We start from the raw sequence: 24,430 nt of genomic DNA, 5'->3' as shown, positions 1-24,430 counted from the left end.
CTTGTCTAGGCGGGACGGAACCGGCCCAGTATTTCATCGATCTCTTCGGAACCGGTGTCAGGCCGCTGCGCGTTGCAGGAGTTCCGTGGTGGCGGACCACAGGCGGCGTTCGCGGGCGCGGTCGATAGCGATCGGCTTGACCTCGGTCAGGCGGTCGCGGACGACGAACGCACCGTCGCGCAGGTTTGCCCACTTGGCGTCGAGGGCCAGCGAGGCCAGCTGGGGGCCGGAGCTTTCGGGGGTGGCCACGCCGGGGATGCGGGCGATGCCGCGGGCGACGGCCTGGGCGGCGGCGGGGGCGTCGCGGCCCAGGGCGGTGCCGGGCATCCAGCCGGGCTCGAATACCGACACGTTGATGCCGGCGCCGACGTGTCGTTGCAGCTCGTGGGCGTAGTAGAGGAGGGCCAGTTTGGCGTTGGAGTAGGCGACGCCGGGCGAGCCCGCCGCCGGCTGCGCGATGTCGATCGGGTCGGCCCACTTCGCCTCGGGAACGTGCAACAGGCGACGCCAGAAGTTGGCGTGATAGGTGTTCGAGCCGAGCAGGATGATGCGCGCCGGCTGCTCGAGCACGTCCACGAGGTCGCCGATCAGCTGGGCGTGCGCGAGGTAGTTCACGGCGAACGTCAGCTCGTACCCGTCGGCCGACGCCTTGCGCGTGTCGGCCGTCATGGCGCCCGCGTTGGCGATGAATGCGCGAAGCTGTCGCACCCTGCGCGTTTCGACCATTTCCCGTACGGTCGTGGCCGCGGCCCGCACGTCGGCCAGCCGGGACAGGTCGGCGCCGAGCTCGTGGACGGTCGCGCCCAGCGCCCGGGCCTCGGCAGCGACGGCGGTCAGCGCGCGGCCGGGTCGTCCGACCAGCAGCAAATCGGGGCGCTCGGCCTGCGGGCGGGCGGCCAGGGCGAGGGTGGTGGCGCGGCCCAGACCACGGGTGGGGCCGGTGATCAGAACGGTTGTCATGCCGTTGAGCGTGCGGTTCTTTTCGAGGGGCAGGCAGTCGTGCGGTTTTCGTAGGACTACCAGGGCCAGGACAACCGGCGCGCGGGGCGAGCAGACTCGGAGCATGGAGTCGTGGGAGTTCGGCCGGACGCTGCGCCGCTGGCGTGACCGTGTGACGCCCGAGGCCGTGGGCGTGCCCGTGGGCCGCCGGCGCCGGGCCAGTGGCCTGCGCCGCGAGGAACTGGCCGGGCTGGCCGGCATCTCGGCCGACTACCTGACCCGGCTCGAACAGGGTCGCGCGACCGCCCCCTCGGCCCAGGTCGTGGAGGCGCTGGCCCGCTCGCTGCGGCTGGCGGACACCGAACGCGACCTGCTCTATCAGCTGGCCGGGCACGCCGCCCCCGGGCTCGACGTCGTGCAGTCGCGGGTCACGCCGAGCGTGCAACGGCTGCTCGACCGGCTCGGCCACACCCCGGTGGTCGTCTATGACGCGACCTGGACGCTTGTGCTCGCCAACGCGCCGTACGACGCGCTGATGGGCGAGACGACCAGCTGGCACGGCATCGAGCGCAACGCGATCTGGCGCAACCTGCTCGGCCCGGCCTCGCGGGTCGTGCACACCCCGCAGGAGCACGCCGAGCACGTGGCCCGGCTGATCGCCGACCTGCGCCTGACCGCGTCGCGCTACCCGGCCGACCGGGCCCTGCGCCGGCTGGTCGGCGAGCTCGCGCAGGCCAGCTCGCGCTTCGCCGAGCTGTGGGAGAGCGACGCCCCGCCGCCGGCGCCCGGCGAGACGTCGAAGCACAAGACCGTCGACCACCCGGCGGTCGGCCGGATCGCGCTGGACTGCGACACGCTGGTCGTCTCGCTCGACGACCTGCGCATCATGATCTACACAGCCGAGCCGGGCACCGAGGACGCCGACCGGCTGGCGCTGGCCACCGTCCTGGGCACGCAGTCGTTGACCGCGGGGTGAGCCTGTGGTGCGGTTATGGCCATGTGGGAACCCGTCGTTGACGTGAACATGCTCATCCGCCGCCCGGCCGCCGAGGCGTACGAGGCCTTCGCCGACCCGGCGTCGATCCGCAAGTTCTGGCTGGCGAGCTCGTCGGGACGGCTGGAGACCGGGGCGAAGGTGCACTGGGTCTTCAAGATCGCCGGCGCCGAGACCGGCGTCGAGGTGGTCTCGGCCGAGCCCGGCAAGCTGCTCGACCTGCGCTGGGACGGCGGTCAGCCGGTGCGCTTCACGTTCGAGGCGCGCGCGGACGGCACCCTCGTCGGGGTGCTGGTGACCGGGTTCGACGGCGAGGACGGGGCCGCGGTCGCCGTCGAGACCATGTCCGGGTTCACGCTGGTGCTGGCCTCGCTGAAGCAGTGGCTGGAGCACGGCGTCGAGGGCGACCTGATGTACGACAAGTTCCCCGACGCCGAATACTCCGACCGCTGATCGATCGTGCGCGTCAGTCGTTGCGCGCCACCTCGGGGCCGGTGATCTGGCGCAGCAGCGGCAGGGTCAGGCTGATCACGCCGAGCGACGCGGCTATCCCGGTGAGCACGACGGCGTAGAACGCGAGACCCGGCGGCTGCAGCGACATGTTCATTTGCGCGCGCAGGAACAAGTGCGCCGCGAGCAATCCTGCGCACAATGCGACAGCCGAGGCGGCCACCAGCGGGGCCACGCTCTCCAGGGCCACGACCTGCCGCAGCGTGGCCAGGGGGACGCCGGTCAGCCGCAGCATGCTGAACGGCCGTTTGCGTTCGCTCAGCCCACCGGCGATGCTCACGGCCAGGCTGCACCCGGCGATGGCCAGGCTGGCCAGCACCACGACGTCGGCCAGCCGCTTCCAGCCGTCGAAGACGCGGGCGTCCTCGGTGCGGCCCTCGGCATCGGTGTACGGCGGCATCGCGGCGGGCAGCGCGTTCTCGATGACCGTACGGGCTCGGGCCACCGAGGCGGGCGTGCCGTCGGTGAGCGTGATGAACGCGTCGGCGCGCAACGCCGGCAATGCCGCGGCGGAAATGTCGGCGGTCGGCCACGTGCCGTTCCAGCCGGCCGGGCCGAGCATGTCGTGCCAGGTCCAGGCGACCTCGGCGCCCGGGGCACACCGGCCGTTGGACGGCATCCGCGCGATGTCGGCGCAGGCGGCCAGCGAGGACGGGAAACCCCAGTCGTTGATCTCGGCGGGCGGCACGGGCATCGATTCCGGAGGCTGCCGAGTCACGGCGACCTCCCGTACGCCCGGGGTGCCGGGCAGCGCGTCCGGAACCGGGTCGGTCTGCTTGCCGCGGATCATCGTGATCAGCATCGTCCGGTCGGCGTCCGGGACCGCCGGGCTGCGGCCGGCGGCGATCGAGCCCATGATCCCGACCGCGACCGTGGTGACGAACAAGGCGATCACCAGGCCGCTGACCGAGCGGAAACCGGCCTTCGGGTTGGCCGCCAGCCGGCGGGCGGCGATCAGCGACGCGGTGCCGCCGGCCCGCCGGGCGACCAGGCGCGCGCCGGCCATCGTGAGCCACGGACCGGCGACCAGCAGCCCGATCATGGTGAGGAAGATGCCGGAGAGGTACGCGGCGACCTGCCCGTTCGTCGTGGGCGGGCGGCGGCCGATGAAGTACGCGAGCTCGGCCAGCCCGAGCACCAGCGGGACGATCCGCCACGCGCGGGGTGGGCGCGGGCGCACCTGGCGGGTCACACCGAGCGGCGAGATCTGCACGCGTCGCAGGGCCAGCAGCGCCGCCACGACCGCCAGCGCGGGCACGCCGAGCGCGACCCCGAGCACGATCGGCACGGTCAGGGCCAGGTCGGAGACGAACATCGGGGCGCCGGTGAACGGGATCGCGGCCACCGTGCCGCGCAGCGCGAAGAAGACCGCGAAACCGCCGAGCGCGCCCGCGATCGCCGACACGGTGGCCTCGGCCGCGGCGACCACGGCGATCTGCCGGGGCGTGCCGCCGACCAGCCGCATGGCCGCGAACCGCTGCTCGCGCCGGGTCGCCGACAGCCGGGTGGTCGTGGCGATCAGGATGAACAGCGGGAAGATGAGCGCGGCGGCCACGACCGCCAGGATCAGCTTGACCCCGGCCGGGTCGACGCCGCTGAAACACCACGTCCGGCAGTGGCCGGGCGGCTTCGCGCTGATCGTGCCGATCCTGGCCACGTCGGGGCGCTGGGACAGCTCGGCGGGGGAGTAGCCGACCACGGCGATCAGCGCGTCCGGGGCGGGCAGGGCGGCGTCGCCGAGGATGCCCGCGAGCCGGCCCGGGTAGCGGTCGCCCAGCTGGTCGGCCGGGCTGCCGGCGAGCCGCTCGGCCAGCGCGGGCGACGCGAAATACTCGCCCGGTGCGGGCAGGCGGTCCAGGCCGGGCGGGATCGGCGATCGCGGGCCGGTGGCGGCCAGGTCGATCCGGGCCGCCACCTCGTCACCTACCACGTCGGTGCGCAGCTGCCACCACAGCGGGTCCGGGCCCTGCTGGGCGGCCGGTTCGTTGGCCGAGTTCAGCCATGCGTAGCGATCGGCCTGCGCGGTGACGCCGCCCAGGCCGGCCAGCGCGGTCAGCAGCATCCCGACCCCGAGCGCCATGGCCACCGAGATGACCACCAGCCGTACGAGTGCCTCACGTCCCCCCGCCAGCGTGAGACGCAGCCCGAAGCGGATCATCCGACCGGCTCCGCCGTCAGGGCCAGCACCTTGCCGTCGCGCACAATCACTTCCCGATCCGCGTACGCGGCCACGCGCGGCTCGTGCGTGACCAGCACAACTGTCGTGCCCTCGTCGTGCGCGGCGCTCACCATCAGGTCCATCACCTGTTCGCCGGTGAGCGAATCGAGCGCGCCGGTCGGCTCGTCGGCGAACAACACGCGCGGCCGGGCGACCAGGCCGCGGGCCAGGGCAACCCGCTGGGCCTGGCCGCCGGAGAGCTCGCCGGACGTGCGGTGACCCAGCCCGTCCAGGCCGAGCCGGTCGAGCCAGGAGCGGGCCTCGGTGAGCGCCTTCCCCCGGCGTACGCCCGCCAGCAGCAGGGGAAGGGCGACGTTCTCCTCGGCGCTGAGCTCGGGAACCAGCTGCCCGAACTGGAACACGAACCCGAACGTGTCGCGGCGCAGGCTGCTCCGCTCGGCTTCGTTCATCCGGTCGATGCGGCGGCCGTCGAAGTGGATCTCGCCCTGTTCCGGCACGAGGATGCCGGCCAGGCAGTGCAGCAATGTGGACTTGCCGGAGCCGCTCGGGCCCATCACGGCCAGGATCTCGCCCTCGCGCACGGTGATCTCGGCGCCGCGCAGGGCGGGCGTGGTGCCGAACGAGAGGTGTACTTCGCGGGCCTGCAGCAGGGCGTTCTTCATCGCTCTGACCTCCTGGGCGAGGCGTTCTTCATCGGGCTCTGACCTCTTGGGCGAGGGCGTCGAGACGGGCGGCGGTGAGCTCGATCCAGCGCAGGTCGGCCTCGATGTGGAACAGCGCGTGGTCGGCCAGCAGCGAGTCGACCAGGCTGCCGGTGCGTTTGACCTGGGTCAGCTCGCGCATGCGTTGCATGTGGGCGGCGCGCTGGGTGTCCAGATACTGCTCGGCCGGACGGTCGAGCAGCAGGGCCAGGGTCACCTTGGCGAACAGGACCGTCTGCAGGTGCGGCTCGGGCGCGACCGGCTCGGTCAGCCAGGCGCTGACCTCGGTCGCGCCGCGGTCGGTGATGACATACCGCTTGCGATCGGGGCCGGCGCCCGCCTCGAGGTCGCTGATGACGACCTTGCCGTCGCGGGCAAGCCTGCTCAGCGTGGAGTAGACCTGCCCGAACGACAGCGGCTTGTCGCGGCCGAAGAACGCGTCGTAGTCGCGCTTGAGGTCATAGCCGTGGCGCGGCTCGCGTTCGAGCAGGCCGAGAAGCGTGAGTGGCACCGTCATGCCGAGCACTATACGCCGGGAGTATACGCTCGGAGTAGACCCACTTTCACAGCTTCATGGTCAGCACCAGCGGGGCGGCTCCACCCTCATCGCCCCGGGCGTACCGGATGGCGTCGTGGCCGGCCCAGGCCAGGCCGTACAGGCTCTCCGTGACGGGGCCGGGGGTGTCGAACGTTGTGACGGTCTTGCCGGTGCGGGCGTTCAGTACGACGACCCGCTGGGTGCGTTCGCCGCCGGAGCGCGTGGTGACGAGGGCGGCGACGTGGCGGTTGTCGGGGGAGAGCGCGTAGTAGACGTCGCTGCAACCGGCGATGTCGGGGCGGAACTTCGCGACGCGCTCACCGGTGGCCGCGTCGAGAAGCTCGAACGAGCAGGTCCGGCCGAACTCGGCCGGCCACTCGACGATGCGGCTCTCGGTGGCCTGCATGCCGAAGTACGGCAGCTCCCCGCCGGTCAGGGCGGCACTCGGTGTGCGTTCGCTCAGTGTTCCTTGCGCGATGTTGTACGTGATGAGCACCGGGCGCGACTTGTTGCCCTTCTCCGCCCGGACTTCCCACCAGAAGAGCGATGTGCCGTTGCCGGTCATCTGCATTCCGCGGCTGACGTCGGTCTTCAGGTCCGGCAACGGCTTGTTGCTTGCCACGCGGCCGGCGGCGTCGGTGACGACCACCCGGAAGCTCTTCTGGTCGGCCGAGACACCGATGGTGGCCAGCCCGCCCCCGGGCAGCGGGGCCGGGCCGAAACGGGTGAGGCCGCTGAGTCCGGGCTGCGGATCGGCGGCCACCACTATCGCCGGCTTTCCGTCAACCGTGCGCAACTGTGCACCGACCTCGCCCGACGAGCCGGGAACATGCTTCCCGGAAGGCAGGCCCTGCGTCTTCGGCAGGATCTCACGGTCGAGCCACAGGCCGATCGACGGGCCGCCCAGCGGGTCGCCGACGATCACGTTACGGCGGGGGAGGTACTGCGGCACCGTGGCGGCCAGGGCGGCCACCGTGACGACGGCCGCGGCAGCGGCGCCGACCGTACGGCAGCGCTTGACCCTGCGGGCCCGATGCAGGACGGCGCCGAGATTCGGCGGGGCCGACGGGACCCGGGCGGCGGCGGTGCGGACGGCGTGGTCGAGGTTGTTCACGGCTTCTCCTCCAGGCTGTCGCGCAACGCCGACTTCGCGCGGGACAAGCGGCTACGAACGGTGCCCTCGGCGATCTGGAGCACGGCGGCGGTCTCGGCCGTCGACAAGCCGAACAACACGCGGCAGACGACGACCGCGCGGGTGGGAATGGGCAAGCGGGCCAGCGCGGCCTCGGCGTCACCGTCGGGCAGTCCGGGCTCGAAGCCGGGCAGGCCGTGCTCGGTCTCGGGGAACGCGCGCTCGCGGCGCAGCTTCCGCCGCCACGAGGTGGCCCAGTTCAGGCCGACCCGGAAGACCCAACCGGCCGGGTTGTCGACGACCTTCACCTGCCGCCACCGCACGAAGGCGCGCGCCATCGCCTCGTCGGCGGCCTCCCGGGCCAGGTGGACGTCGCCCAGCGCCACCGCGAGCGCGCGGTAGACCCGGTCCGACGTCGACGCGTAGAAGCTCTCGAAGTCCTCGGCCGCCGCCGGCGGATCGTCGCGCGTCTCCGCCACGATGTCAGTTTCCATGCCGGTAGACGCGCGGGCGGCCCCAGACGCTCCCGACGAGTTTTCGGCGCGCCGGCAGATCGTGTGTGGACGGTACGGTGAGCGGGTGACGGCGCCGGTCACTACCAGCAACCTGCCGCAACGCCCGTACGAGCGGTTCGTCGGGCGCGCGGCCGAACTGGCGAGCCTGCTGGCCCGGATGAGCCCCGACGACCGTACGTGGGTAGTGGTGGTCGACGGCATCGGCGGAGTCGGCAAGACCAGCCTCGCGCTCGAAGCGGCGTACCGGCTGAGCGAGGGGCCCGGCCGCTTCGACTTCGTGGTGTGGGTGTCCGCGAAACGCGACACGCTGACCGCGCATGGCATCCTGCCCCGGCGGGCCGACTTCGTGAACCTGCGCGACGTCTTCGAGGCCATCGGCTCGGTCTGTGGGCGTCCCGACCTGCCCCAACTGCCCGAGGGACAGCAGCGGACGCTGATCCGGACCCTGCTCGGCGGGCCCCGGCGCGTCCTGCTCGTGCTGGACAACCTGGAGACTGTCGACGACGAGAGCGTGACCGCGTTCCTGCGCGACCTGCCCACCCCGGCCAAGGCGATCGTCACGTCCCGGCACCGGATCGACGTCGCACTCTCGATCCGGCTGGAGGGGCTCGGCCCGGCCGAGTCGGAGGAGTTGATCCGCTCCGAGGCCGGCCTGCGCGGGCTGACGTTGACCGACGCGGAAGTGGCCGGGCTGGCCCGCCGGAGCGGGGGAGTGCCGGTGGCCGTCCTCTGGAGCCTCGGGCTGATGAGCCTGGGCCACGGCACGGCATCGGTGCTGCGCAGGCTCGGCTCGGGGACCGGGGACATCGCCGAGTTCTGCTTCGACCGCAGCGTCGAGGCGCTGGGCGATGGTGACGCCTTGAAGATGCTGGTGACGGCCGCCCTGTTCGAGGCGCCCGTCGGCCGTGACCTGCTCGGGCAGGCGGCGGGGCTGGGCTCCGACGTGATCGGCCGCGACGACGCGCTGCAACGACTGATCCAGCTTTCTCTGATCAACAGCGGGCCGGGCGGGTTCAGCTTGCTGCCGCTGACCCGGACGTACACGCTGCGGTTGCTGGGCGAGCGGCCCGGCCTGTGGCGGGAGGCCGAGGACGACTGGTTCCGGGCCATGCTGGCCGTCGCGGCCGACTACCGCGGGTCGAACGTGCTGTGGCGCGACCGGGCCCGGCTGCGCACGGTTGGCCCGCATTTCGAGACCGCGTACGCGATGACGCAGAACCCGCGGCGTGCGTACGCGCTGGCCGCCTTCGCCGCCGCCCTGATCGGCTACTACGACGTGGTCGGCCGGTGGGACGACCTGGTCGACGTCGCGGGCGACCTGGAGTCGTACGGCCGGACCGCGGGGGACGACGACGCGGTGTCCGATGCCGTGTGGGCGCTGAACTGGGTCTACGGGCAGCGCGGGGAGTTCGAGGCGGCCCGGGCCAGTCTCGAGCGGGCGGCCGGCTCGATCACGACGCCCGTTCACCGCATCCAATACCTGCTCGGCTGCGCCCAGACGTCCCGGCGAGCCGGGCAGCGCGACGACGCGCTGGCTTTCGTGAAGCTCGCCGATCTGGTGCTGCCGCAGCTCGACCCGGTCGTGGTCGCGGCCCATCGGGCCAACGTCGCCTTCGAGCGCGGGAAGATCGCCCGCGACGACGGCGACTGGGAGGAGGCGGACCTGTGGTTCGGCGCAGCGAGCCTGGTGTTCGACTTCGACGAGGCGCAGGGGGCGATCGCGGGCGGGCACCAGCCGGCGTCGGAGCTCGAGCGGTCGCTCGGGTTGATCGGCAACCGCGCAGTCGTCGAGCATCGACGGGGCAACCTGGCCGCCGCGACGGACATGTTGCGGCGTGCACTCTTGTTCACTCGCGAACACGGCAGCGTGTCGAACGTGGCGACCCTGCTCGTCCGGCTCGCCGTGGTCCTGATCGACCAGGGGGAGTACGAGGAGGCCCGCGGCGCGGTGACCGAGGCGCGGGAACTGGCCTCGGCCACCGGCATGCAGGACGAGCTGAACGAGTCGGCGCGGCTGCTCGCGTTGCTCAGCGACCGCTGACCGGCAGGTGACGGTCGAACGAGGTTGCTCAGCGACCGCTGACCGGCAGGTGACGGTCGAACGAGGTTGCTCAGCGACCGGTGACCGGCAGGTGGCGGTCGAACCAGGCCAGCATACGGCTGGGGTCCTTGGCGAACTGCAGGTAGCCGTCCCAGCGGCGGGTACTGCCCTCGATCCAGAACAGCTCCTTGTCCGCGATCGGAATGTTGTCGTACATCGACTGCACGTCGTCCGGGCGAGTCAGGATGTCGTCCCGGACCTGGTAGAGCAGCGTGGGGACGGTGACCGCCTTGGCCATCTCGACGGGCGAGTGGTCGTCCAGGCTCAGGCTCGTCTGCCGCCGGATCAGCTCGTCGAGTTGCTCTATGGTGTCCGCGGCGTCAACACCGAGCAGTTCGAGTGAGCGTTCCAGCGTGACCCGAGGCGAGAGGGGCTGGGGGGCGACCAGGGCGCGGACATCGGCGAACGCCTCGGGGCGCTGGGCCATCGCGGAGAAGGTGGCGTTGGCGCCCATGCACCGGCTGAACAGGCCGACTGCGGCATCGCGCAAGTCCGCGCGTGAACGCACATAAGCCAGGGAGCCGAGCACGTCCCGCGCGGCGTAGCGGGCGGCGACCACGCCTCCGTTGGCGGCTCCGCTGTGGCCGAAGTTGCGCATGTCGTACGCCAGGACGTGGTAGCCGGCGTCGTGCAGGATCTTGTAGTCGGGGATGAAGTCGACCTCGATGCCGTTGCCGCTGGGGGCCCACCGCGAGTGCCACGGCTCGAGGTGGGACGGCAGGCCGGCCCGGGTGAAACCGAGCGGGTGGTTGGCGATGACGACCCGTCGCGAGCCGGGCGCGGGGATGAACCAGCCCTCGAGCGGCACTCCGTCGGCCGACGGGAAGGTGACGTCCTCGTACGCAAGGCCCGCCTCGGCGGGGGTGTGCAGGATCGGTGAGCGTTCGTGCAGGACGCTGTAACCGGCGGCCATCTGCTCCAGTACGTTTTCCATGCCGTCAACGGTGGCGGGGCCGTGGGCATTGTCCGAGGCCGCGTCTTTCATAGGAGTTTCACACCTACCCTGCCGCTGCGGTGGGCCTCTTAGCATGGGTGGATGACCAGCAGCAATGCGCTCGGGGAATTCCTGCGCGCCCGCCGCGCGGCGACCCGGCCGGAGACGGTCGGCATGCCGTCGGGTGGGCGGCGGCGGGTGCCGGGGCTGCGCCGCGACGAGGTGGCGGTGCTCGCGGGCGTGAGCACCGACTACTACGTACGCCTCGAGCAGGGGCGTGAGCGGAACCCGTCGGACGAGGTGCTGGGCGCGCTGGGCCGGGTGTTCGGCCTCGACGGCGACGCGATGGCCCATCTGCGGCGGCTGGCCGGGACGCGCTTCGGCGCCGATCTGCCGCCGCGAATCGGCTCTTCATTGCCCGGCTTTTCGTCTCCGGGCGGGCGGGTGGATGCGGGCGAGCAGGTGTCGGCCGGAGTGCGCAGACTGCTCGAGTTGTGGCGTGATACGCCGGCGATCGTGCAGAACCGATGCGCGGATGTGCTCGCTTACAACCGGCTGGCCGGCGCGATCCACCCCGGCCTGGCGCGTGACCGCAACCTGCTGCGCGCGTTCTTTCTCGACGCCGATGAGCGCGGGCTGTTTCCGCAGTGGGAGCAGTCCGCCCGTACGGCGGTGGCTTGGTTGCGCGCCGAGGCCGACCCGGACAGCGCCCGGCTGGCCTCGCTCGTCGGCGAGCTGACGCTGAAGAGCCGCGACTTCGCCCGGCTGTGGGCCCAGCACGACGTGCGGGCCAAGTCGACCGGGCGCAAGGCTTTCCGGCACCCGGTAGTCGGCGAGTTCGCGGTCGAGTACGAGACGTTTCGGCTGGAGGACGGCAGCGGGCAGACGCTGACCGTCTATCACGCCGAGCCGGGCAGCCCGGACGCCGACGCGCTAGCCCTGCTGGCCAGCCACACCGTCACCGGGCGAGTCGAGCTGCAGCCAGACCCGCATCGTTGACGGCCCGCGCGACGCCCAGTCGTGATACGGGCGCAGGATGAGCTCGGCCTTCTCGCTCGCCGGCTCGAACCCGGACGAGGAATACGGCCAGTCGCCGTCGGCCAGTTCTTGGATCCGGACGCCGGCCGTCACGGCGCCGGGGGAGTCGATGAGCGGGACCGCCGGGTCCAGCCGAACTGCGTCGACCGATGTGCCGGGTGGCAGGTCGACGGATTCCGCGCAGTAGACGACGGGTCCACGCTCAACCGCGACACAACCGCGCACCGCGTCGATGCGCGGGTCGGGAAACGTCAGCCGGGGCGTCACCGGCAGGTTCAGGACGACGGTGTCGCCCACGGCAAAGCGGCGCTCGAGCCGCAGCCACCCGGCAGCGGCGGGGCCCGCGCTGGGAATTGTGGCGTGTTCTGCTTTCGGAACTGCGGTGAGGTCAGCGCTCGGGACGGTGGCGTTGTGCGACCCCGAATCCGCGTTTTGTGCAGGCTGGGCGGCCGTTTCCGCCGGGTTCGGAGACGGGTTTTGCTCGACCGTGCAGGACGCGCCGGTGGCCCAAGCAGGAACGCGCAAGGTGAGCGTCCACGGAGTGTCCGGGGTGCGGCGGATGTGGATGGCGATGCGGCCGTTCGACGGGTAGTCGGTGTCGATGTCCAAAGCGATCGGGCCGGCGTCGACGGTCGAGGCCGCGTACTGGTGGATCTGGACGCCGTGATCGTCGGTGGTGGCCAGGTAGGCGGCCAGGCTGGCGAACGTGCGGGCCAGGTTGGTCGGGCAGCACGACACCGTGAACCAGGGTGCGCGCAAGTTCGAGGATGCGCGGGGGACGATTTCGTCGGGTGGCGGCTGCACACCGAGTGAGCGTTGATGCAACGTGTTCGTGTAGAAGAAGCGTGTTCCGTCGGCCGACGGCGACGTGGCGATGACGTTGAAGAGCGTGCGTTCGATCAGGTCCGCGTAACGGGCGTCGCCGGAAACGAGCAACAAACGCCAAGCGAGCATGACCGAACCGACACTCGCGCAGGTTTCCGAGTACGCGCGGTCGGGCGGGAGCACGAAGTCGTCGCCGAAGGCCTCGTCCTGGTGGCGGGCTCCGATGCCGCCGGTCAGATACGTGCGCCGCGCGATCGTATTGCGCCACTGTCGCGCGACAGCTTCGAGCAACTCCTCATCGCCGGTCTCGACGGCGACGTCCACGGCGCCCGCCGACAGATACATCGCCCGTACGGCGTGACCGCGGAAAACAGTCGCCTCCCGCACGGGCACGTCGTCCTGGAAGTAGGACCGGCCGAACTCGATATCGGACAGCACATGATGCCCGCGCCGTTCGATGAACAGCCGGGCCTGTTCGAGATAGCGCGAGTCGCCGGTGACCCGATACAACTCGACCAGCGCGGGCTCGATCTCGGCGTGCCCGCAGACCGACTCGATACCGCCAACTCCGAACACTTCGCACACATGGTCGGCCGCTCGGAGCGCCACCTGCACAAGCTGGTCGTCCAGCCCCACGGTGCGGGCGCGGGCCACGGCAGCCTGGATCAGATGCCCGTACGAGTAGAGCTCGTGCCCCCACTCGAGGTCGCTGTAGCGCGGCTGCTGCCCCGGGCGGCCGAAGTTGGTGTTGAGGTACCCGTCGGGCTGCTGGGCGCCGGCCACGCGCGCGGCGATCGCTCGAAACCGTTCGTTTGTGCTCGGGTCGCGCGTTCGCCCGTACTCCCAGGCGAGCGCCTCCAGGAACTTGTAGATCTCGGTGTCGGAGAACTCGCGTCCGTGTCGCTCACCTTCGAGCGCGAAGTTGCCGAGCCATCCCGCCCGTTCCAGCCAGTGCTCGATGTGATCTAAGGTGGCCGCCCGGTTCACCCGCTGGCGCTCACCCCAGAAGCCGGCCGTCCGCAGCGAGACCTCACCCAACCCCAACGGCCGCAGCCGCCCGGCCGACGGCACCACGGGCGACCCACCCCGAGCAGCCCAGTCACCTTCGCTCAGGAACGCACCGCCGCGCGCAACATTGTTCGAGGCCGCGGCGGATGTACCTGCCGGGATGAGAGTTCGGCTGGGGTTGTTGGTGGCCGCGGCGAGGGTGCCGCCCGGAGTAGGAGCCCGGTCGGAGGTGTTGGTGGCCGTGGCGATTGCGTTGTCCGAGTCCGGGGCCTGGGCGGGGTTGTCGGTGGCGGTGACGCGGGGGCTGTTCGGGGTTGGGCCCGGAGTGGGGTTGTCCGTGGGTGTGGTGGGGGCGCCTTCCGGGGTTTGGCTGGTTGTGGGCGTGGTGGGGGAGCCGCCGGGGGCGGCTGGGTGGGAAGCAGTCACGGGAGCATCAACCCTTGAGAGCGCCGGACATGAAGCCGCGGACGTAGTGCCGCTGGAGGGCTAGGAACAGGACTATGCAGGGCAGGGCGAGGACGACCACGCCGGCCTCGGTCGCGCCGTAGTCGACGATGCCCATCACCTGGCCGCGCAGGTTGGCTACGGCCAGGGGGAGGGGGACCTTGTCGGAGTCGCTGATCAGCACCAGCGGGGTGATGAAGTCGTTCCACGCGGCCAGAAAGGCGAACAGTCCGACCGTGATGAGGCCGGGCTTGGCCGCGGGGATGAGCACGCGTTGCAGGGCCCGGAACGAGCCGCAGCCGTCGATCAGGGCAGCTTCGCGCAGTTCGCCCGGGACGGCCTCGAACGAGATGCGCATCATGAAGGTCGCGAACGGCAGCTGGAACATCGAGAGTACGAGGGCGAGGCCGATGAGCGAGTTCTGCAGGCCCAGGCTGTTGAGCAGGACGTACAGCGGGATCAGCAGGGTCGCGTACGGGACCATGAGGATGGCCAGAGTGAGCAGGAACAACGCGTTGCGCCCGGGAAAGCGGAACATCGCGAACGCGTAGCCGCCGGTGACCGAGGCGAGCAAAGTGAACAGTACGGTCATGAGCGAGATGGCGAGCGAGTTGAACAAGTACCGCCAGATTCCTGCCTGATAGTGAGCGAGCGTGGCGTAGTTGGCGAAGCCCCAGCCGTCCGTCTGCTGGGTGCCGGCCTGCGGGGAGACCGAGGCCAGCGACGCCCAGACCAGCGGGAACAGGAAGATGAGGGCCAGCCCGCCGGCGAGCACGTGCTGCGGCGTCCGCATGAGCAGTCGGGACACGGTCAGCGCTCCTTCCCGCGCAGGGTGCGGAACTGGAGGAGGTTGACGACGAGCAGCGCCGCGAGCACCACGATGGAGAGGGCGGCGGCGCGGCCGAGGTCGTTCTGGCCCTGGAAGGCCATGTTGTAAACGAGCTGCACGATGGTGACCGTGCTGTTGTCCGGCCCGCCCTTGGTCAAAATGTAGAACTGGTCGAAGGCGAGCAGCGAACCGGTGACGCACAGGATCGTGCACAAAGCGAGCGACGGCCTGAGCAGCGGCAGCGTCACGTGCCGGAACGTCTGCCAGCGGCCGGCGCCGTCCAAACGCGCAGCTTCGTACACGTCGCCGGGGATGCTTTGCAGGCCGACCAGCAACAGCAGCATGTAGAAGCCGGCGAACCGCCACACGATGAGCGCCACGGTCGACCACAGGGCCGACGAAGGCGTGCCCAGGAACGAGATCTGGCCGGGGAACGGGCTGGCCTGCGGCGAGTAGAGCGCGTAGAAGAGCAACGACGCCGAGGCCAGGCCGAGCGCCGAGGGCACGAGGAACGACGTACGGAGAATGCCGGTCCATCGCGACGACTCCTGCACGAGCAGGGCCAGGCCGAGGGCGAGCCCGAGCAGGATCACGGTCGTCACCACGGTGTACTTCACCGTGAACCAGACCGCGGGCCAGAACAGCCGGTCGCCCACGGCTTCGGTGAAGTTCTCGGGAGCGTTCCAGCCGCGGTTGCCTGCGAACAGGCCCCAGTCCGACACTGACATGCGCCCGACGAGCACGATCGGCAGCACGAAGAAGACAACAACGAACAATGCGGTCGGAGCGGCGTACGCCCATCCGGTCCACGCCCTACGGGAGCGGCTCGCGGACCGGATGCGCGTCGGTGCCACCTCCGCCCTATTGGGCGAGAGAGTCAGTGAGCGCGGCATTGTCCTTGCCCAGGGTCGAGGGATCGCCGTAGACCTGGTTGCGGACCAGGGTCATCCAGGGGCTGCCGGGGGCGTTGAAGGCCTGCTGGAAGTTGACCGCTACCGGCGTCTTGCTCTGCGCCGACGCGGCGACCTGGTTGACCGTGACGACCCGCGGGTCCTTCTGCGCATATTTGTTGTCGGCCAGGTCCGTACGGGAAACCGTGCTGTCATTGGCCGCGAGAACGTCCACTTGTGCGGCTTCGGACGTCAGCCAGGTCAGGAAGTTCCAGGCCTGTTCGCTCTTCTTCGAGTCCTTCGAGATGCCGATGCCGTCGCCGCCCACGAATGTCGAGGCGCCCCCGTCGACGCCCGGGATTCCGACGACGCCGACATCGACCGTCTTCGCCGCCGTCGAGAGCAGCGTGGCCGGGTACGGCATCACGCCGACCTTGCCCTGCTGGAACGCGGCCACCCAGGTCGCGCCGGTCTCGTCCTTGGCGCCCGGGGCGATCGCGCCGGCTTCTTGCAGCTCACGCCACGTCGCGTAGACCTTCTGCGCGGCCGCGCCGTCGAGCAGGGACTGGGTGCCCTCGGGGTTCATGACGTCCTGGCCGCTGGCCCAGATCATCGGGAACCAGGTGAACACGTTGCAGCCGCCGCAGTTGCCGCCGAAGTAGGTGCCGAAGACGCCCGGCTTGCCGAGCTTCTGGACGGCCAACGCCTGCTCCTTGAACTCGTCGATGGTGGTCGGCCCCTTCGACGGGTCGAGCCCGGCTTCCTTGTAGAGCTTCTTGTTGTAGAAGATCACCGAGAGGTCGAGGACGAACGGGAGCACATACTGCTTGTCCTCGAACGTGCCGGCCGTCAGGTGTCCCTTATTGATCTTGTCGGCGTACGGGAGGAGCTTGATCCGATCGGTGAGATCGGCGAACAGGCCCGCCTTCGTCCAGTTCGGGACGTAGACGATGTCGGCGGCGAACAGGTCGGGCAGATCGCCGCTGCCGGCCGCCGCGCCCACCTTCGCGACGTAGTCGTCGTTCGGGACGATGGTCAGCTTGACCTGGTTCTTGTGGCTTTTGTTGTACGCCTCGACGAGCTTTCTCGCCTGCAGCTCCAGCGGCGCGCGAGTCCACAGTGCCAGCTCCGTGCCGTCGTCGACGCCCTCGGCGGTGATCTCGCCACCGCTCGCGTTCTTGTCGTCATCGCCGCCGCACGCCGCGGCCGAGGCCAGCAGGCCCGCGATCGCCACGACGGCCAGCGTTCTCCGCATTCTCAAGAGTGATCCTCCGTTTTCGTCGGATGAACCACGGGGAGTATGGTGACAGCTTGTTTCGCCAGCTCATCCCGTTTCCTAGTCCGGGCCGAGCCGTGCCGAAAAGGTTTTCAGGAACGTAATCCGGCGGGTATTTTGCTGTCAAGGTTTTTCCTCTGGGGGTGGTCGAGTTTGGAGCGAGTGACCCTGCGCGACGTCGCGCGACTGGCCGGCGTGTCGGTCGCCACCGCGTCCAAGGCGCTCAACGGGCAACCACAGGTGCGCGCGTCGACCCGGGAACGTGTGATGCAGGCAGCGTCGCAACTGGACTTCTCGCCGAACACCCTCGCGCAGGGGCTGATCACCCAGCGCACGGGAACGGTCGGGCTGCTCACGTCCGACCTGGAGGGCCGCTTCTCGATCCCGATCCTGATGGGCGCGGAGGACGCGTTCGGCACCGATCAGACGTCAGTGTTCCTGTGCGACGCGCGCGGCGACAACATCCGCGAACGCCATCACCTGCGCGCGCTGCTGTCCCGCCGGGTCGACGGGCTCATCGTCGTGGGCGCGCGGCCCGACAGCCGTCCCTCGCTCGGCCGGGATCTTCCGGTTCCGGTCATCTACGCGTACGCGCCCTCGGACGACCCGCGTGACCTGTCGCTCGTGAGCGACAACGAGGGCGGTGGCCGGCTGGCCGTCGACCACCTGATCCGCTGCGGCCGGCGCCGGATCGCGCACATCACCGGCGACGCGACCTACGGCGCCGCGCAGGATCGCGCACGCGGCGCCCTGGGCCGGCTCGCGCAGGAGGGGCTCGAGATCGCGGGCGGCGAGGTCTGGTTCGGTATGTGGTCGGAGGCCTGGGGCCGGGGCGCGACCCGCATGCTGCTGGAGCGCTGCCCCGACGTCGACGCGATCTTCGCCGGCTCCGACGAGATCGCCCGCGGGGTGCTCGACGTGCTGCACGAGGAACGCCTCGACGTGCCCCGCCGGGTGGCCGTGGTCGGCTACGACAATTGGAACATCCTGGTCGCCAACGCCCGTCCGCCGCTGACCACCGTCGACATGAACCTCGAGGAGCTGGGCCGGGTCGCCGCCCAGCGGCTGTTCGCGGCCATCGGGGGCACGCTGGGCTCGGGGATCGAGAAGTTCCCGGGCAAGCTCGTCACCAGGGAGTCGACCGCCCCGCTGCGGTGACGACGTGCCAACGGCGTGTCGGCAGTGTGACTCAGAGCTTGGACCTGAACTACCCCGCGTGAGGATGGCGGTGATGGGGAGGAGATGGTCGTGATGGCCTTACAACCGTGGCCGCAGATCAGGAAGGGCGAGAAGGCGCATCCGGTGCCGAGTCTGCAGTATCACCTGCGGGCGCGCGGTTTCACCGTGACCGTGGACGGCGATTTCGGGCCGCTGACCGACGCCGCCGTGCGGGCGTTCCAGAAGCAGGCGAAGCTGACCGTGGACGGCATCGTCGGCCCGAAGACGTGGCAGGCGCTGGTGGTGACCGTGCGCCGGGGCGACACCGGCGACGCCGTCAAGGCGGTGCAGGACGAGTTCCAGACGCGCAACCAGTCGGAGGACCCGAACAACGCGCCGCTGGTCGACGGCGTCTTCGGGCCCAGAACCGAGACCGCCGTCGTCGGCTGGCAGGAGTTCTTGCGCGACAACGACGAGCCGGCCATGGCCGTCGACGGCATCGTCGGGCCGATGACGTGGCAGTCGCTGATCAGCGGGATGTATCTGGGCTGATCGCGCCGGCGATCAGCGTCGTCACGTCTTGCAGGCGCTGGCGGTCGCGTTCGTTCAGCGGACTGCCCTTGAGCTGGGTCATGACCTCCAGGAGCCGTGACTCCGGGGTGTCGATGATGGACAGACGCAGGCCCAGGGCCTCGGCCAGGCGGTTGACAGCGGCGAGAGTGGGGTTGCCGCGGCCGTTCTCGAGGTTGGCGATGTAGGGCACCGAGAGGCCGGCCTCCGCCGCCACGGAAGCGATCGTCCGGCCACTCTCCACTCGCTTCTGCTTCAGTTGCTCGCCAAGTTCGGCTATCTCCACAGAACACATCTTGCCACGAAGTGTTCTGTGGGAATAGCTTCGGCGCATGGGCTTCCGGCGTCTGTGGATGGCCACGACGATCGATTCGCTCGGGTCGTGGCTGCTGGTGATGGCCGTGCCGGTGCAGGTCTACCGGCTGACCGGCTCGGCCATGTCGACCGGGCTGGCCCTGGCCGTGCAGGCGGCGCCGGCCGTGCTGATCGGGCCGTGGGCCGGGGTGGTGATCGACCGCTGGCCGCGCCGGACGATCCTGGTCGGGGCCAACCTGGCGGCCGCGGGGGCGGTGTGTCTCATGCTGCCGGGGCACGTCGGCTTCGTCTTCGCGGGGCTGCTCGGCGAGAGCGTGGCCGTGTGCTTCCTGCGGCCGGCGCTGCGAGCCGTTCTGCCCGCGGTGACGTCGGATCTCGCCTCGGCCAACGCGCTGACCGCCTTCAGCGACAGTGTGCTGCGAATGATCGGGCCGGTGATCGGGACGTTTCTGACCGCGCGGGGGTGGTTCGAGCTCGTCGTGATCGTCGACGCGATGAGTTATGTCGTCGCCGCGGTGATCATTGCGGGGCTCGCCCTCACGCCGTCGGCATTGAGCGCGACACCGGTGGGGGTGCGGCAGGTGCTGGCGTCGCCGTTGCTGCGGGGGATGCTGGCCACCAGCTGGGTCTACTGGACCGGCAACGCCGCCTTGACCGCCCTGCTTGTTCCGTTCACCGTCACCCGGCTGCACGGTTCCGGGGCGGCGCTCGGCTATCTGATCGCGGGTCTCGGCGTCGGCTACGTCGCCGGGTCCGCCATCAGCGGCCGCATTCTCCGGCGATGTGGCACCCGGGTCATCCTGACAGTCGCGTATTCGGCCGTCGGGCTCTGCTTTCTGGTCATGGTGAACGCCACCACGATCGGGGTGGCCGTCGTGGCCGCGACCCTCGCCGGGGTGCCGGGGGTGATCGCGACGGTCGCCATCACGTACCGGCTGCAGGCTGACACCCCGGATGCCGTGCTGGGGCGGGTGGCCGCCACCTTCTACGCGAGCGATGCCGTGGCCGCGGTGGGCGGTGCCCTGGCGGCCGCGCTGGTTGTCTCGATGACCACGCTCGGGGTCGCGCTGAACGCCTTCAGCGTGATGGTCTTGGGCTGCGGCCTGCTCGCGGCGGGCGCTCTCATCGATCGCCGATCGCCGCTTGGGTCAGCTCACGCAGGCGCTGCTGGAAGACCGGGTCGAGGGCGATCGGGTTAGGGGCGGCGGGGGAGCGCTCGTCGTAATACGTGCCGTTGTCGTTCTCGCGGGTGATGACGTGGACCAGGGTGGCGGCGGCCTGTTCGGTGGTGTCGCCGCGGATGGCGAACATGGCGTGCAGCAGGGCCGTGCTGATGATGCCCGGGTGCACGCTCACGGCCGTACGTCCGGTGTCTTTCAGCGTCGCGGCGAGCCGGCAGGTCTCGGCGACCAGGGCGAGCTTCGATTGGGCGTACGCGATCTCGGGCGCGTAGCGATGGTGGGTCAGGTCGACGTCGTCGAGGTGCAGGGTCGCGGAGAGATGGGTGGCGGAGGAGACGTTCACGACCCTGTCCGGCGTGCCGAGTTGCTGGGTGAGGGCCACCGCCGCGAGGTAGTTGGTCTGGAACGTGAGCTCGTGGCCGTCGCCGGACATCGTGCGGAGCTCGGGGCCGGGGCGGGCCGCGTTGTTGACGAGCACGTCGACCCGGCCCGCCGTGGCGCGGATGCGCTCGGCCAGCTCGGTCACCGCCCGCAGGGACGAGAAGTCGGCCTGGAAGTAGGCGACGTTGCCGCCCTCGGCCAGCGGTGACGTCTCCTCGATGCCGTGCAGGATCAGCCGCCCCGCCCGGCCGGCCAGGGCGTGCGCCGTGGCCAGGCCGATGCCGCTGGTGGCACCGGTCAGCACGATCGTCTTGTCGTCCAGCTTCATCGCCGCAGTTTAGGGCTCGGCGGGCCGGGTTCCGGGGTTATCCACATTGCACGGTTATCCACAGGCACGTCCGCCAAGATCGGCCTTTTGCGCCAGAATCGATTCGCTCCGAGCACGACGAGGGAGCCGAAGCCGGGGGTCGGGGGACCCCCTGGGAGGGCGGGTAATGCGCTTGGGGAGGCGTGTAGTGCGGTTGGGGGGCGCTTGCGGGTGATCAGGCGGCGGCGTACGTGGGTCTGGAGGGGGTGCTGATCGGGGTCAGGTGGCCGGCTTCCAGCAGCGCTGCCTGGTGGGCTGCTTCGGCGACGGCCGGGCGGGTTGTGGTGGCCAGGACGGTGATGTCGAGGGCGGCCAGGGACTCCAGCACCTGTCGCTCGGTTCGCTCGTCCAGGGCGGCCAGGGGGTCGTCGAGCAGCAGCAGGCGGGGGCGGCGAAGGAGGGCGCGGGCCAGGCCCAGGCGGGGGCGGAGCGAGGGGTCGACGACGGCGGCGTCGAGGCCGTCGGGCAGGTCCTCGATGGCGGCCACGCGCAGGGCCTGCCACAGAGCCGTTTCCTCGTACGCGGCCCCGAGCGCGAGGTTCTGCCGGATCGACGGGGCGACCAGGAACGGGGTGGCGGTGACGACCGTGACGCCCCTCGGGAAACTGTCGGCGGCCAGGTCGCGTACGGATGTGCCGTCGAATTTCACCACGCCGGCAGTGGGAGCGAGGCCGGCCGCGAGGTCGAGCAGCGTCGTTTTGCCCGAACCGGCCGCGCCCGCCACCACGGTGAGCGTGCCGGGTTCGAGTGTCAGGGTGGTCTCGTGCAGGATGCGACGGCCGTCTCTGGTGACCGACGCCCGGTCGAACTCCACCCGCATGCTCATGCCGACCTCTGTTCCGCGCGCCGTTCCCCCGTAACGCCCACTAAACTAGTAGGCATTGCGGGCGGCTGTCCACCGGCGGGCGTCATCATGGTTCGATCAACCGGTGAGCGGATCATCGGCGGCGACCATCAACCGCACCGAGCGCTGGTTCGTGCAGGCCGGCCTGCCCCAGCTGATCTCGGGTTTCACCGCACGCGAGCAGGTCGTGCCGCGGATGCTGCCGTTCCTGACCGGCGCCTCCTTCTATTGGCTCCTGCAGGCCGCCTCCGTGGGGACGCTCGTCTCGCTGGGTGTTCCGCTGCTCGTGACCGCACTCGTCTGGCCGTTCACCGGGGGACTGAACGGGCGCCGGCCGCCGCGGCTGGGGCGGGCCGGGACCATCGGGGTGGGCGTGTTCTTCGCGGCGGTGTTCATCGCCGGGGGCTCGCTGCTCTATCGGGTGCGTCCGGGCGCGTTCGGCCTGGAGGTGGCGGCCGAAGGACAGACGTGGCTGCTCGTCGGGGTCGGGGGCCTGTTCGCCTTCGGGGTGACGTTCGCCGGCGGGTTCCTGGCCACCTCGTACGGGGTCTTCGCCGCCCTCCGCCACGCCGTCGGTGACCTGGCCAAGGGGCTGGCCGACATTCCGCGCTCGTTCGGGCGCTCGCTGCCGGTGGTGCTGTTCGGCACGCTGTTCCTGTTCTTCACCGGCGAGCTCTGGCAGCTGCTGGACGCCCTGCCCTGGCCCCGGGTCTGGCTCGTGCTGGCCCTGCTGACCGTCATCGTCGCCCTGGCCACGTGGCGGGTCGTGCGGGGCTACGACGAGGATCCGGTCGGGCCGCCGCCGACCCGGGACGACCTGGTCGAGGCCTGCGCCGGCACCCCGCTGGCCGACGTCGAGATCGAGCCGGTCGACGTGCAGCCGCTGGCCGACCGGCAGGCCCTCAACGTGCTGGTGCTGCTCACGGTCCGGCAGCTGGTGCAGGCCGCCGTGATCGGGCTGGGCCTGTTCCTCTTCTTCGCCACGCTGGGCCTGATCACCGTGCAACCGGAGACGGCGGCCGCCTGGATCGGCGCCGAACCGGAACCGTCGGGTGTGCTCGGCCTGCCGATGGCGCTGTTCAAGCTGGCCGCGCTGCTCGCCTCGTTCGGTGGGGTGTCGTTCTCGACGACCTCGATGACGAACACGGAATACCGCAAGGAGTTCTTCGAGCCGGTGCTGGCCAGCATCCGCCGCCCGATCCTCGTGCACGCGGTCTATCGGACATTGGTGCGCTAGTCCTCGCCGGAGAATCGTTCCCAGGCCGACTGCTTGGTGATGCTGAGCGCCTCGCCGATGGCCGTCCATGTCGTGCCCCGGCTTCGCAGCAAACGCGCAATACGCCCGACCGCCCGGTCGACGTGCTGCTTGAGCGACGCGACCCGCACCATGGTCGCGATCAGCTCCTCGTCGGTCTGGTCCTCCCACAGGCGGACGCCCTCGAGGCGCTTGCCCGCGAGCACGTCGTTGCAGAGCCGCACGCACTCGTCGCAGATGGCCGGACCGGGGCCGGCGATCAGTTGGGCCACCTCTTCCTGCTTCTTGCCGCAGAAGGAGCACCGCATCTCTAATTCCATGGCAACCTCCGATCGATCGTCAGGCTAACCCTGACGCATCCGTGAGGACAAGCTCTTGCGCCTCACGTCGCGTCAGGGGCCATAGTCGGGCTTGTGGAAGAGCACCTGAGTGTGGGGCGGGTGGCCGAGCTGGCCGGGGTCACCGTGCGCACGCTGCATCACTACGACGAGATCGGGCTGCTGCGGCCGACCGCGCGGTCGGGGGCCGGGCATCGGGCGTACGCCGCGGTTGATGTGGAACGGCTGCGCGAAGTGCTCGCGTACCGGCGCCTGGGGTTCGGTCTGCGGGAGATCGCCGACCTGGTCGACGACCCGGCCACCGACGCGGTCGCGCACCTGCGGCGGCTGCGGGGGCTGCTGGCGGATCAGCGGGACCGGGCGGCCGCGATGGTGACGGCGATCGACCGTGAGCTGGACGCGCGGGCCCGGGGCATCAGGACTACACCGGAGGAGCAGTTGAGAATGTTGTACGACACGATCGGATCGGCCTACCCGGCGACGCGGCGCACCGAGCCGCGCATCGCCGCGCAGATCTGGGCGGCGCTGGGCGACGCACGCACAGTTTTGAACGTCGGGGCGGGCACCGGCTCGTACGAGCCCCTCGACCGTGACGTCACGGCGGTCGAGCCGTCGGCCGTGATGCGCGCGCAACGTCCACCGGACGCGGCGCCGTGCGTGGCCGCGGCGGCGGGCAGCCTGCCGTTCGAGAACCAGTCGTTCGACGCGGCGATGGCGGTCAGCACCGTCCATCATTGGCCGGATCCGCTCGCCGGGCTGCGCGAGATGCGCCGGGTGGCCCGCCGCGTGGTCGTGCTCACTCATGAGGCGGATGCGAGCAGGTTCTGGCTCACCCGCGACTACCTGCCCGAGTTCGCTCAGCTGCTCGTGAACTGGCCGTCGCTGGCCGACCTGACCGGCGCGATCGGTGGCCGCGCGGAACCGGTGCTGATCCCGTGGGACTGCGCGGACGGCTTCTTCGAGGCGTACTGGCGCCGGCCCGAGGCCTATCTGGACACTTCCGTGCGTCGTGCGGCATCGGTGTGGACGATCGTCGGGCCCGAGGCCGAGCAACGCGCCGTGGACGCCCTCCGCGAAGACCTGGCGAGCGGCCGGTGGGCCGAGCGCAACCGCGACGTCGCCGCCCTGGACGCGGCCGAGCTGGGGCTTCGCCTGCTCGTTGCATGAT

At 70.6% G+C, this 24,430-nt stretch carries 24 protein-coding genes; 9 read left to right on the top strand and 15 right to left on the bottom strand.

The genetic code is table 11. From position 1 onward, the window contains the following. Positions 1 to 57 precede the first annotated feature (57 nt). Positions 58 to 960, bottom strand: coding sequence for an SDR family NAD(P)-dependent oxidoreductase (locus JKJ07_RS35255; protein ID WP_202996280.1), 903 nt, complete (start codon positions 958 to 960; stop codon positions 58 to 60). A gap of 103 nt (positions 961 to 1,063) precedes the next feature. Between JKJ07_RS35255 and JKJ07_RS35250 the strand changes: the two genes are divergently transcribed. Together JKJ07_RS35250 and JKJ07_RS35245 are read left to right on the top strand one after the other, a co-directional pair. After that, complete coding sequence (locus JKJ07_RS35250) at positions 1,064 to 1,915, top strand: helix-turn-helix transcriptional regulator (protein ID WP_202996279.1); 852 nt, start codon at positions 1,064 to 1,066, stop codon at positions 1,913 to 1,915. 15 nt (positions 1,916 to 1,930) lie between these two features. Next, the gene (locus tag JKJ07_RS35245) at positions 1,931 to 2,386 is read left to right on the top strand and encodes an SRPBCC domain-containing protein (protein WP_202996278.1); all 456 of its coding nucleotides are present in this window, start codon (positions 1,931 to 1,933) and stop codon (positions 2,384 to 2,386) included. Positions 2,387 to 2,399: 13 nt separating this feature from the next. Here JKJ07_RS35245 and JKJ07_RS35240 read toward each other — a convergent pair whose 3' ends face one another. Genes JKJ07_RS35240 through JKJ07_RS35220 form a run of 5 tightly spaced genes read right to left on the bottom strand, consistent with a single transcriptional unit; the run spans position 2,400 to position 7,487 of the window. After that, complete coding sequence (locus tag JKJ07_RS35240; RefSeq protein ID WP_202996277.1) at positions 2,400 to 4,601, bottom strand: FtsX-like permease family protein; 2,202 nt, start codon at positions 4,599 to 4,601, stop codon at positions 2,400 to 2,402. After that, the gene (locus JKJ07_RS35235; RefSeq protein ID WP_202996276.1) at positions 4,598 to 5,284 is read right to left on the bottom strand and encodes an ABC transporter ATP-binding protein; all 687 of its coding nucleotides are present in this window, start codon (positions 5,282 to 5,284) and stop codon (positions 4,598 to 4,600) included. The genes JKJ07_RS35240 and JKJ07_RS35235 overlap by 4 nt, the downstream gene beginning before the upstream one ends. 28 nt (positions 5,285 to 5,312) lie before the next feature. Continuing rightward, a complete protein-coding gene (locus tag JKJ07_RS35230; protein ID WP_202996275.1) occupies positions 5,313 to 5,840 on the bottom strand; it encodes a PadR family transcriptional regulator in 528 nt (175 codons plus the stop codon). 46 nt (positions 5,841 to 5,886) lie between these two features. Further along, the gene (locus tag JKJ07_RS35225; protein ID WP_202996274.1) at positions 5,887 to 6,975 is read right to left on the bottom strand and encodes a hypothetical protein; all 1,089 of its coding nucleotides are present in this window, start codon (positions 6,973 to 6,975) and stop codon (positions 5,887 to 5,889) included. Further along, positions 6,972 to 7,487 carry an RNA polymerase sigma factor gene (locus JKJ07_RS35220; RefSeq protein WP_202996273.1) on the bottom strand — a complete coding sequence of 172 codons (516 nt, stop codon included), beginning with the start codon at positions 7,485 to 7,487 and terminating at the stop codon, positions 6,972 to 6,974. Before JKJ07_RS35220 ends, JKJ07_RS35225 begins: the two co-directional genes overlap by 4 nt. Before the next feature lie 85 nt (positions 7,488 to 7,572). Here JKJ07_RS35220 and JKJ07_RS35215 point away from each other — a divergent pair, with 85 nt between their 5' ends. Beyond that, positions 7,573 to 9,549 (top strand): AAA family ATPase, encoded by a 1,977-nt coding sequence (locus tag JKJ07_RS35215; RefSeq protein ID WP_202996272.1) that lies wholly within the window; start codon positions 7,573 to 7,575, stop codon positions 9,547 to 9,549. A 70-nt stretch (positions 9,550 to 9,619) separates the two neighbouring features. On the opposite strand, the gene JKJ07_RS35210 is transcribed toward JKJ07_RS35215, so the two are convergent. Further along, the gene (locus tag JKJ07_RS35210) at positions 9,620 to 10,543 is read right to left on the bottom strand and encodes an alpha/beta hydrolase family protein (RefSeq protein ID WP_236030399.1); all 924 of its coding nucleotides are present in this window, start codon (positions 10,541 to 10,543) and stop codon (positions 9,620 to 9,622) included. 102 nt (positions 10,544 to 10,645) lie between these two features. Between JKJ07_RS35210 and JKJ07_RS35205 the strand changes: the two genes are divergently transcribed. Further along, a complete protein-coding gene (locus JKJ07_RS35205; protein WP_202996271.1) occupies positions 10,646 to 11,542 on the top strand; it encodes a helix-turn-helix transcriptional regulator in 897 nt (298 codons plus the stop codon). Here JKJ07_RS35205 and JKJ07_RS35200 read toward each other — a convergent pair. The 4 genes from JKJ07_RS35200 to JKJ07_RS35185 all read right to left on the bottom strand — a co-directional run bounded on the left by JKJ07_RS35200 (position 11,477) and on the right by JKJ07_RS35185 (position 16,832). Further along, on the bottom strand, positions 11,477 to 13,480 hold the full coding sequence (locus JKJ07_RS35200; protein WP_202996270.1) for a glycoside hydrolase family 127 protein: 2,004 nt from the start codon (positions 13,478 to 13,480) through the stop codon (positions 11,477 to 11,479). The two genes, JKJ07_RS35205 and JKJ07_RS35200, sit on opposite strands and share 66 nt — an antisense overlap. A 367-nt stretch (positions 13,481 to 13,847) precedes the next feature. Further along, on the bottom strand, positions 13,848 to 14,666 hold the full coding sequence (locus JKJ07_RS35195) for a carbohydrate ABC transporter permease (RefSeq protein WP_307834565.1): 819 nt from the start codon (positions 14,664 to 14,666) through the stop codon (positions 13,848 to 13,850). A 2-nt stretch (positions 14,667 to 14,668) separates the two neighbouring features. Then, complete coding sequence (locus JKJ07_RS35190; RefSeq protein ID WP_307834564.1) at positions 14,669 to 15,442, bottom strand: carbohydrate ABC transporter permease; 774 nt, start codon at positions 15,440 to 15,442, stop codon at positions 14,669 to 14,671. A 106-nt stretch (positions 15,443 to 15,548) separates the two neighbouring features. Beyond that, positions 15,549 to 16,832: an ABC transporter substrate-binding protein gene (locus JKJ07_RS35185; RefSeq protein ID WP_202996372.1), complete on the bottom strand. Its 1,284-nt coding sequence runs from the start codon at positions 16,830 to 16,832 to the stop codon at positions 15,549 to 15,551. A 174-nt stretch (positions 16,833 to 17,006) separates the two neighbouring features. On the opposite strand from JKJ07_RS35185, the gene JKJ07_RS35180 reads away from it, so the two are divergent. Further along, positions 17,007 to 18,011: a LacI family DNA-binding transcriptional regulator gene (locus JKJ07_RS35180; protein WP_236030398.1), complete on the top strand. Its 1,005-nt coding sequence runs from the start codon at positions 17,007 to 17,009 to the stop codon at positions 18,009 to 18,011. Between the two features lie 144 nt (positions 18,012 to 18,155). Further along, positions 18,156 to 18,563 carry a peptidoglycan-binding domain-containing protein gene (locus JKJ07_RS35175; protein WP_307834563.1) on the top strand — a complete coding sequence of 136 codons (408 nt, stop codon included), beginning with the start codon at positions 18,156 to 18,158 and terminating at the stop codon, positions 18,561 to 18,563. Here the strand turns inward: JKJ07_RS35175 and JKJ07_RS35170 are convergent. Beyond that, positions 18,541 to 18,867, bottom strand: coding sequence for a helix-turn-helix domain-containing protein (locus JKJ07_RS35170; protein ID WP_202996266.1), 327 nt, complete (start codon positions 18,865 to 18,867; stop codon positions 18,541 to 18,543). The two genes, JKJ07_RS35175 and JKJ07_RS35170, sit on opposite strands and share 23 nt — an antisense overlap. Positions 18,868 to 18,913: 46 nt before the next feature. Here JKJ07_RS35170 and JKJ07_RS35165 point away from each other — a divergent pair, with 46 nt between their 5' ends. Further along, positions 18,914 to 20,095: an MFS transporter gene (locus JKJ07_RS35165; RefSeq protein ID WP_202996265.1), complete on the top strand. Its 1,182-nt coding sequence runs from the start codon at positions 18,914 to 18,916 to the stop codon at positions 20,093 to 20,095. Here the strand turns inward: JKJ07_RS35165 and JKJ07_RS35160 are convergent. Then, on the bottom strand, positions 20,019 to 20,786 hold the full coding sequence (locus tag JKJ07_RS35160) for an SDR family NAD(P)-dependent oxidoreductase (protein WP_202996264.1): 768 nt from the start codon (positions 20,784 to 20,786) through the stop codon (positions 20,019 to 20,021). The two genes, JKJ07_RS35165 and JKJ07_RS35160, sit on opposite strands and share 77 nt — an antisense overlap. Before the next feature lie 214 nt (positions 20,787 to 21,000). Further along, complete coding sequence (locus JKJ07_RS35155; RefSeq protein WP_202996263.1) at positions 21,001 to 21,651, bottom strand: ATP-binding cassette domain-containing protein; 651 nt, start codon at positions 21,649 to 21,651, stop codon at positions 21,001 to 21,003. A gap of 103 nt (positions 21,652 to 21,754) precedes the next feature. Between JKJ07_RS35155 and JKJ07_RS35150 the strand changes: the two genes are divergently transcribed. Then, entirely contained in the window at positions 21,755 to 22,906 is a 1,152-nt protein-coding gene (locus tag JKJ07_RS35150) for a hypothetical protein (protein WP_202996262.1), read from the top strand. On the opposite strand, the gene JKJ07_RS51970 is transcribed toward JKJ07_RS35150, so the two are convergent. Next, positions 22,903 to 23,244, bottom strand: coding sequence for a ClpX C4-type zinc finger protein (locus tag JKJ07_RS51970; RefSeq protein ID WP_202996261.1), 342 nt, complete (start codon positions 23,242 to 23,244; stop codon positions 22,903 to 22,905). The genes JKJ07_RS35150 and JKJ07_RS51970 overlap by 4 nt on opposite strands. Before the next feature lie 93 nt (positions 23,245 to 23,337). Between JKJ07_RS51970 and JKJ07_RS35140 the strand changes: the two genes are divergently transcribed. Beyond that, a complete protein-coding gene (locus JKJ07_RS35140) occupies positions 23,338 to 24,429 on the top strand; it encodes a MerR family transcriptional regulator (protein WP_202996260.1) in 1,092 nt (363 codons plus the stop codon). Position 24,430 lies beyond the last annotated feature (1 nt).

The organism is Paractinoplanes lichenicola, from assembly GCF_016785085.1.
Lineage (GTDB): Bacteria > Actinomycetota > Actinomycetes > Mycobacteriales > Micromonosporaceae > Actinoplanes > Actinoplanes lichenicola.
This window is presented reverse-complemented; position numbering and strand designations above follow the sequence as displayed.

Coding starts and splice junctions, on each gene's coding strand:
- JKJ07_RS35155 (WP_202996263.1), bottom strand. CDS start 21,651: ATGAGCATGCGGGTGGAGTTCGACCGGGCGTCGGTCACCAGAGACGGC.
- JKJ07_RS35235 (WP_202996276.1), bottom strand. CDS start 5,284: ATGAAGAACGCCCTGCTGCAGGCCCGCGAAGTACACCTCTCGTTCGGC.
- JKJ07_RS35230 (WP_202996275.1), bottom strand. CDS start 5,840: ATGACGGTGCCACTCACGCTTCTCGGCCTGCTCGAACGCGAGCCGCGC.
- JKJ07_RS35165 (WP_202996265.1), top strand. CDS start 18,914: ATGGGCTTCCGGCGTCTGTGGATGGCCACGACGATCGATTCGCTCGGG.
- JKJ07_RS35185 (WP_202996372.1), bottom strand. CDS start 16,832: ATGCGGAGAACGCTGGCCGTCGTGGCGATCGCGGGCCTGCTGGCCTCG.
- JKJ07_RS35220 (WP_202996273.1), bottom strand. CDS start 7,487: ATGGAAACTGACATCGTGGCGGAGACGCGCGACGATCCGCCGGCGGCG.
- JKJ07_RS35240 (WP_202996277.1), bottom strand. CDS start 4,601: ATGATCCGCTTCGGGCTGCGTCTCACGCTGGCGGGGGGACGTGAGGCA.
- JKJ07_RS35250 (WP_202996279.1), top strand. CDS start 1,064: ATGGAGTCGTGGGAGTTCGGCCGGACGCTGCGCCGCTGGCGTGACCGT.
- JKJ07_RS35210 (WP_236030399.1), bottom strand. CDS start 10,543: ATGGAAAACGTACTGGAGCAGATGGCCGCCGGTTACAGCGTCCTGCAC.
- JKJ07_RS35205 (WP_202996271.1), top strand. CDS start 10,646: ATGACCAGCAGCAATGCGCTCGGGGAATTCCTGCGCGCCCGCCGCGCG.
- JKJ07_RS35160 (WP_202996264.1), bottom strand. CDS start 20,786: ATGAAGCTGGACGACAAGACGATCGTGCTGACCGGTGCCACCAGCGGC.
- JKJ07_RS51970 (WP_202996261.1), bottom strand. CDS start 23,244: ATGGAATTAGAGATGCGGTGCTCCTTCTGCGGCAAGAAGCAGGAAGAG.
- JKJ07_RS35245 (WP_202996278.1), top strand. CDS start 1,931: ATGGCCATGTGGGAACCCGTCGTTGACGTGAACATGCTCATCCGCCGC.
- JKJ07_RS35255 (WP_202996280.1), bottom strand. CDS start 960: ATGACAACCGTTCTGATCACCGGCCCCACCCGTGGTCTGGGCCGCGCC.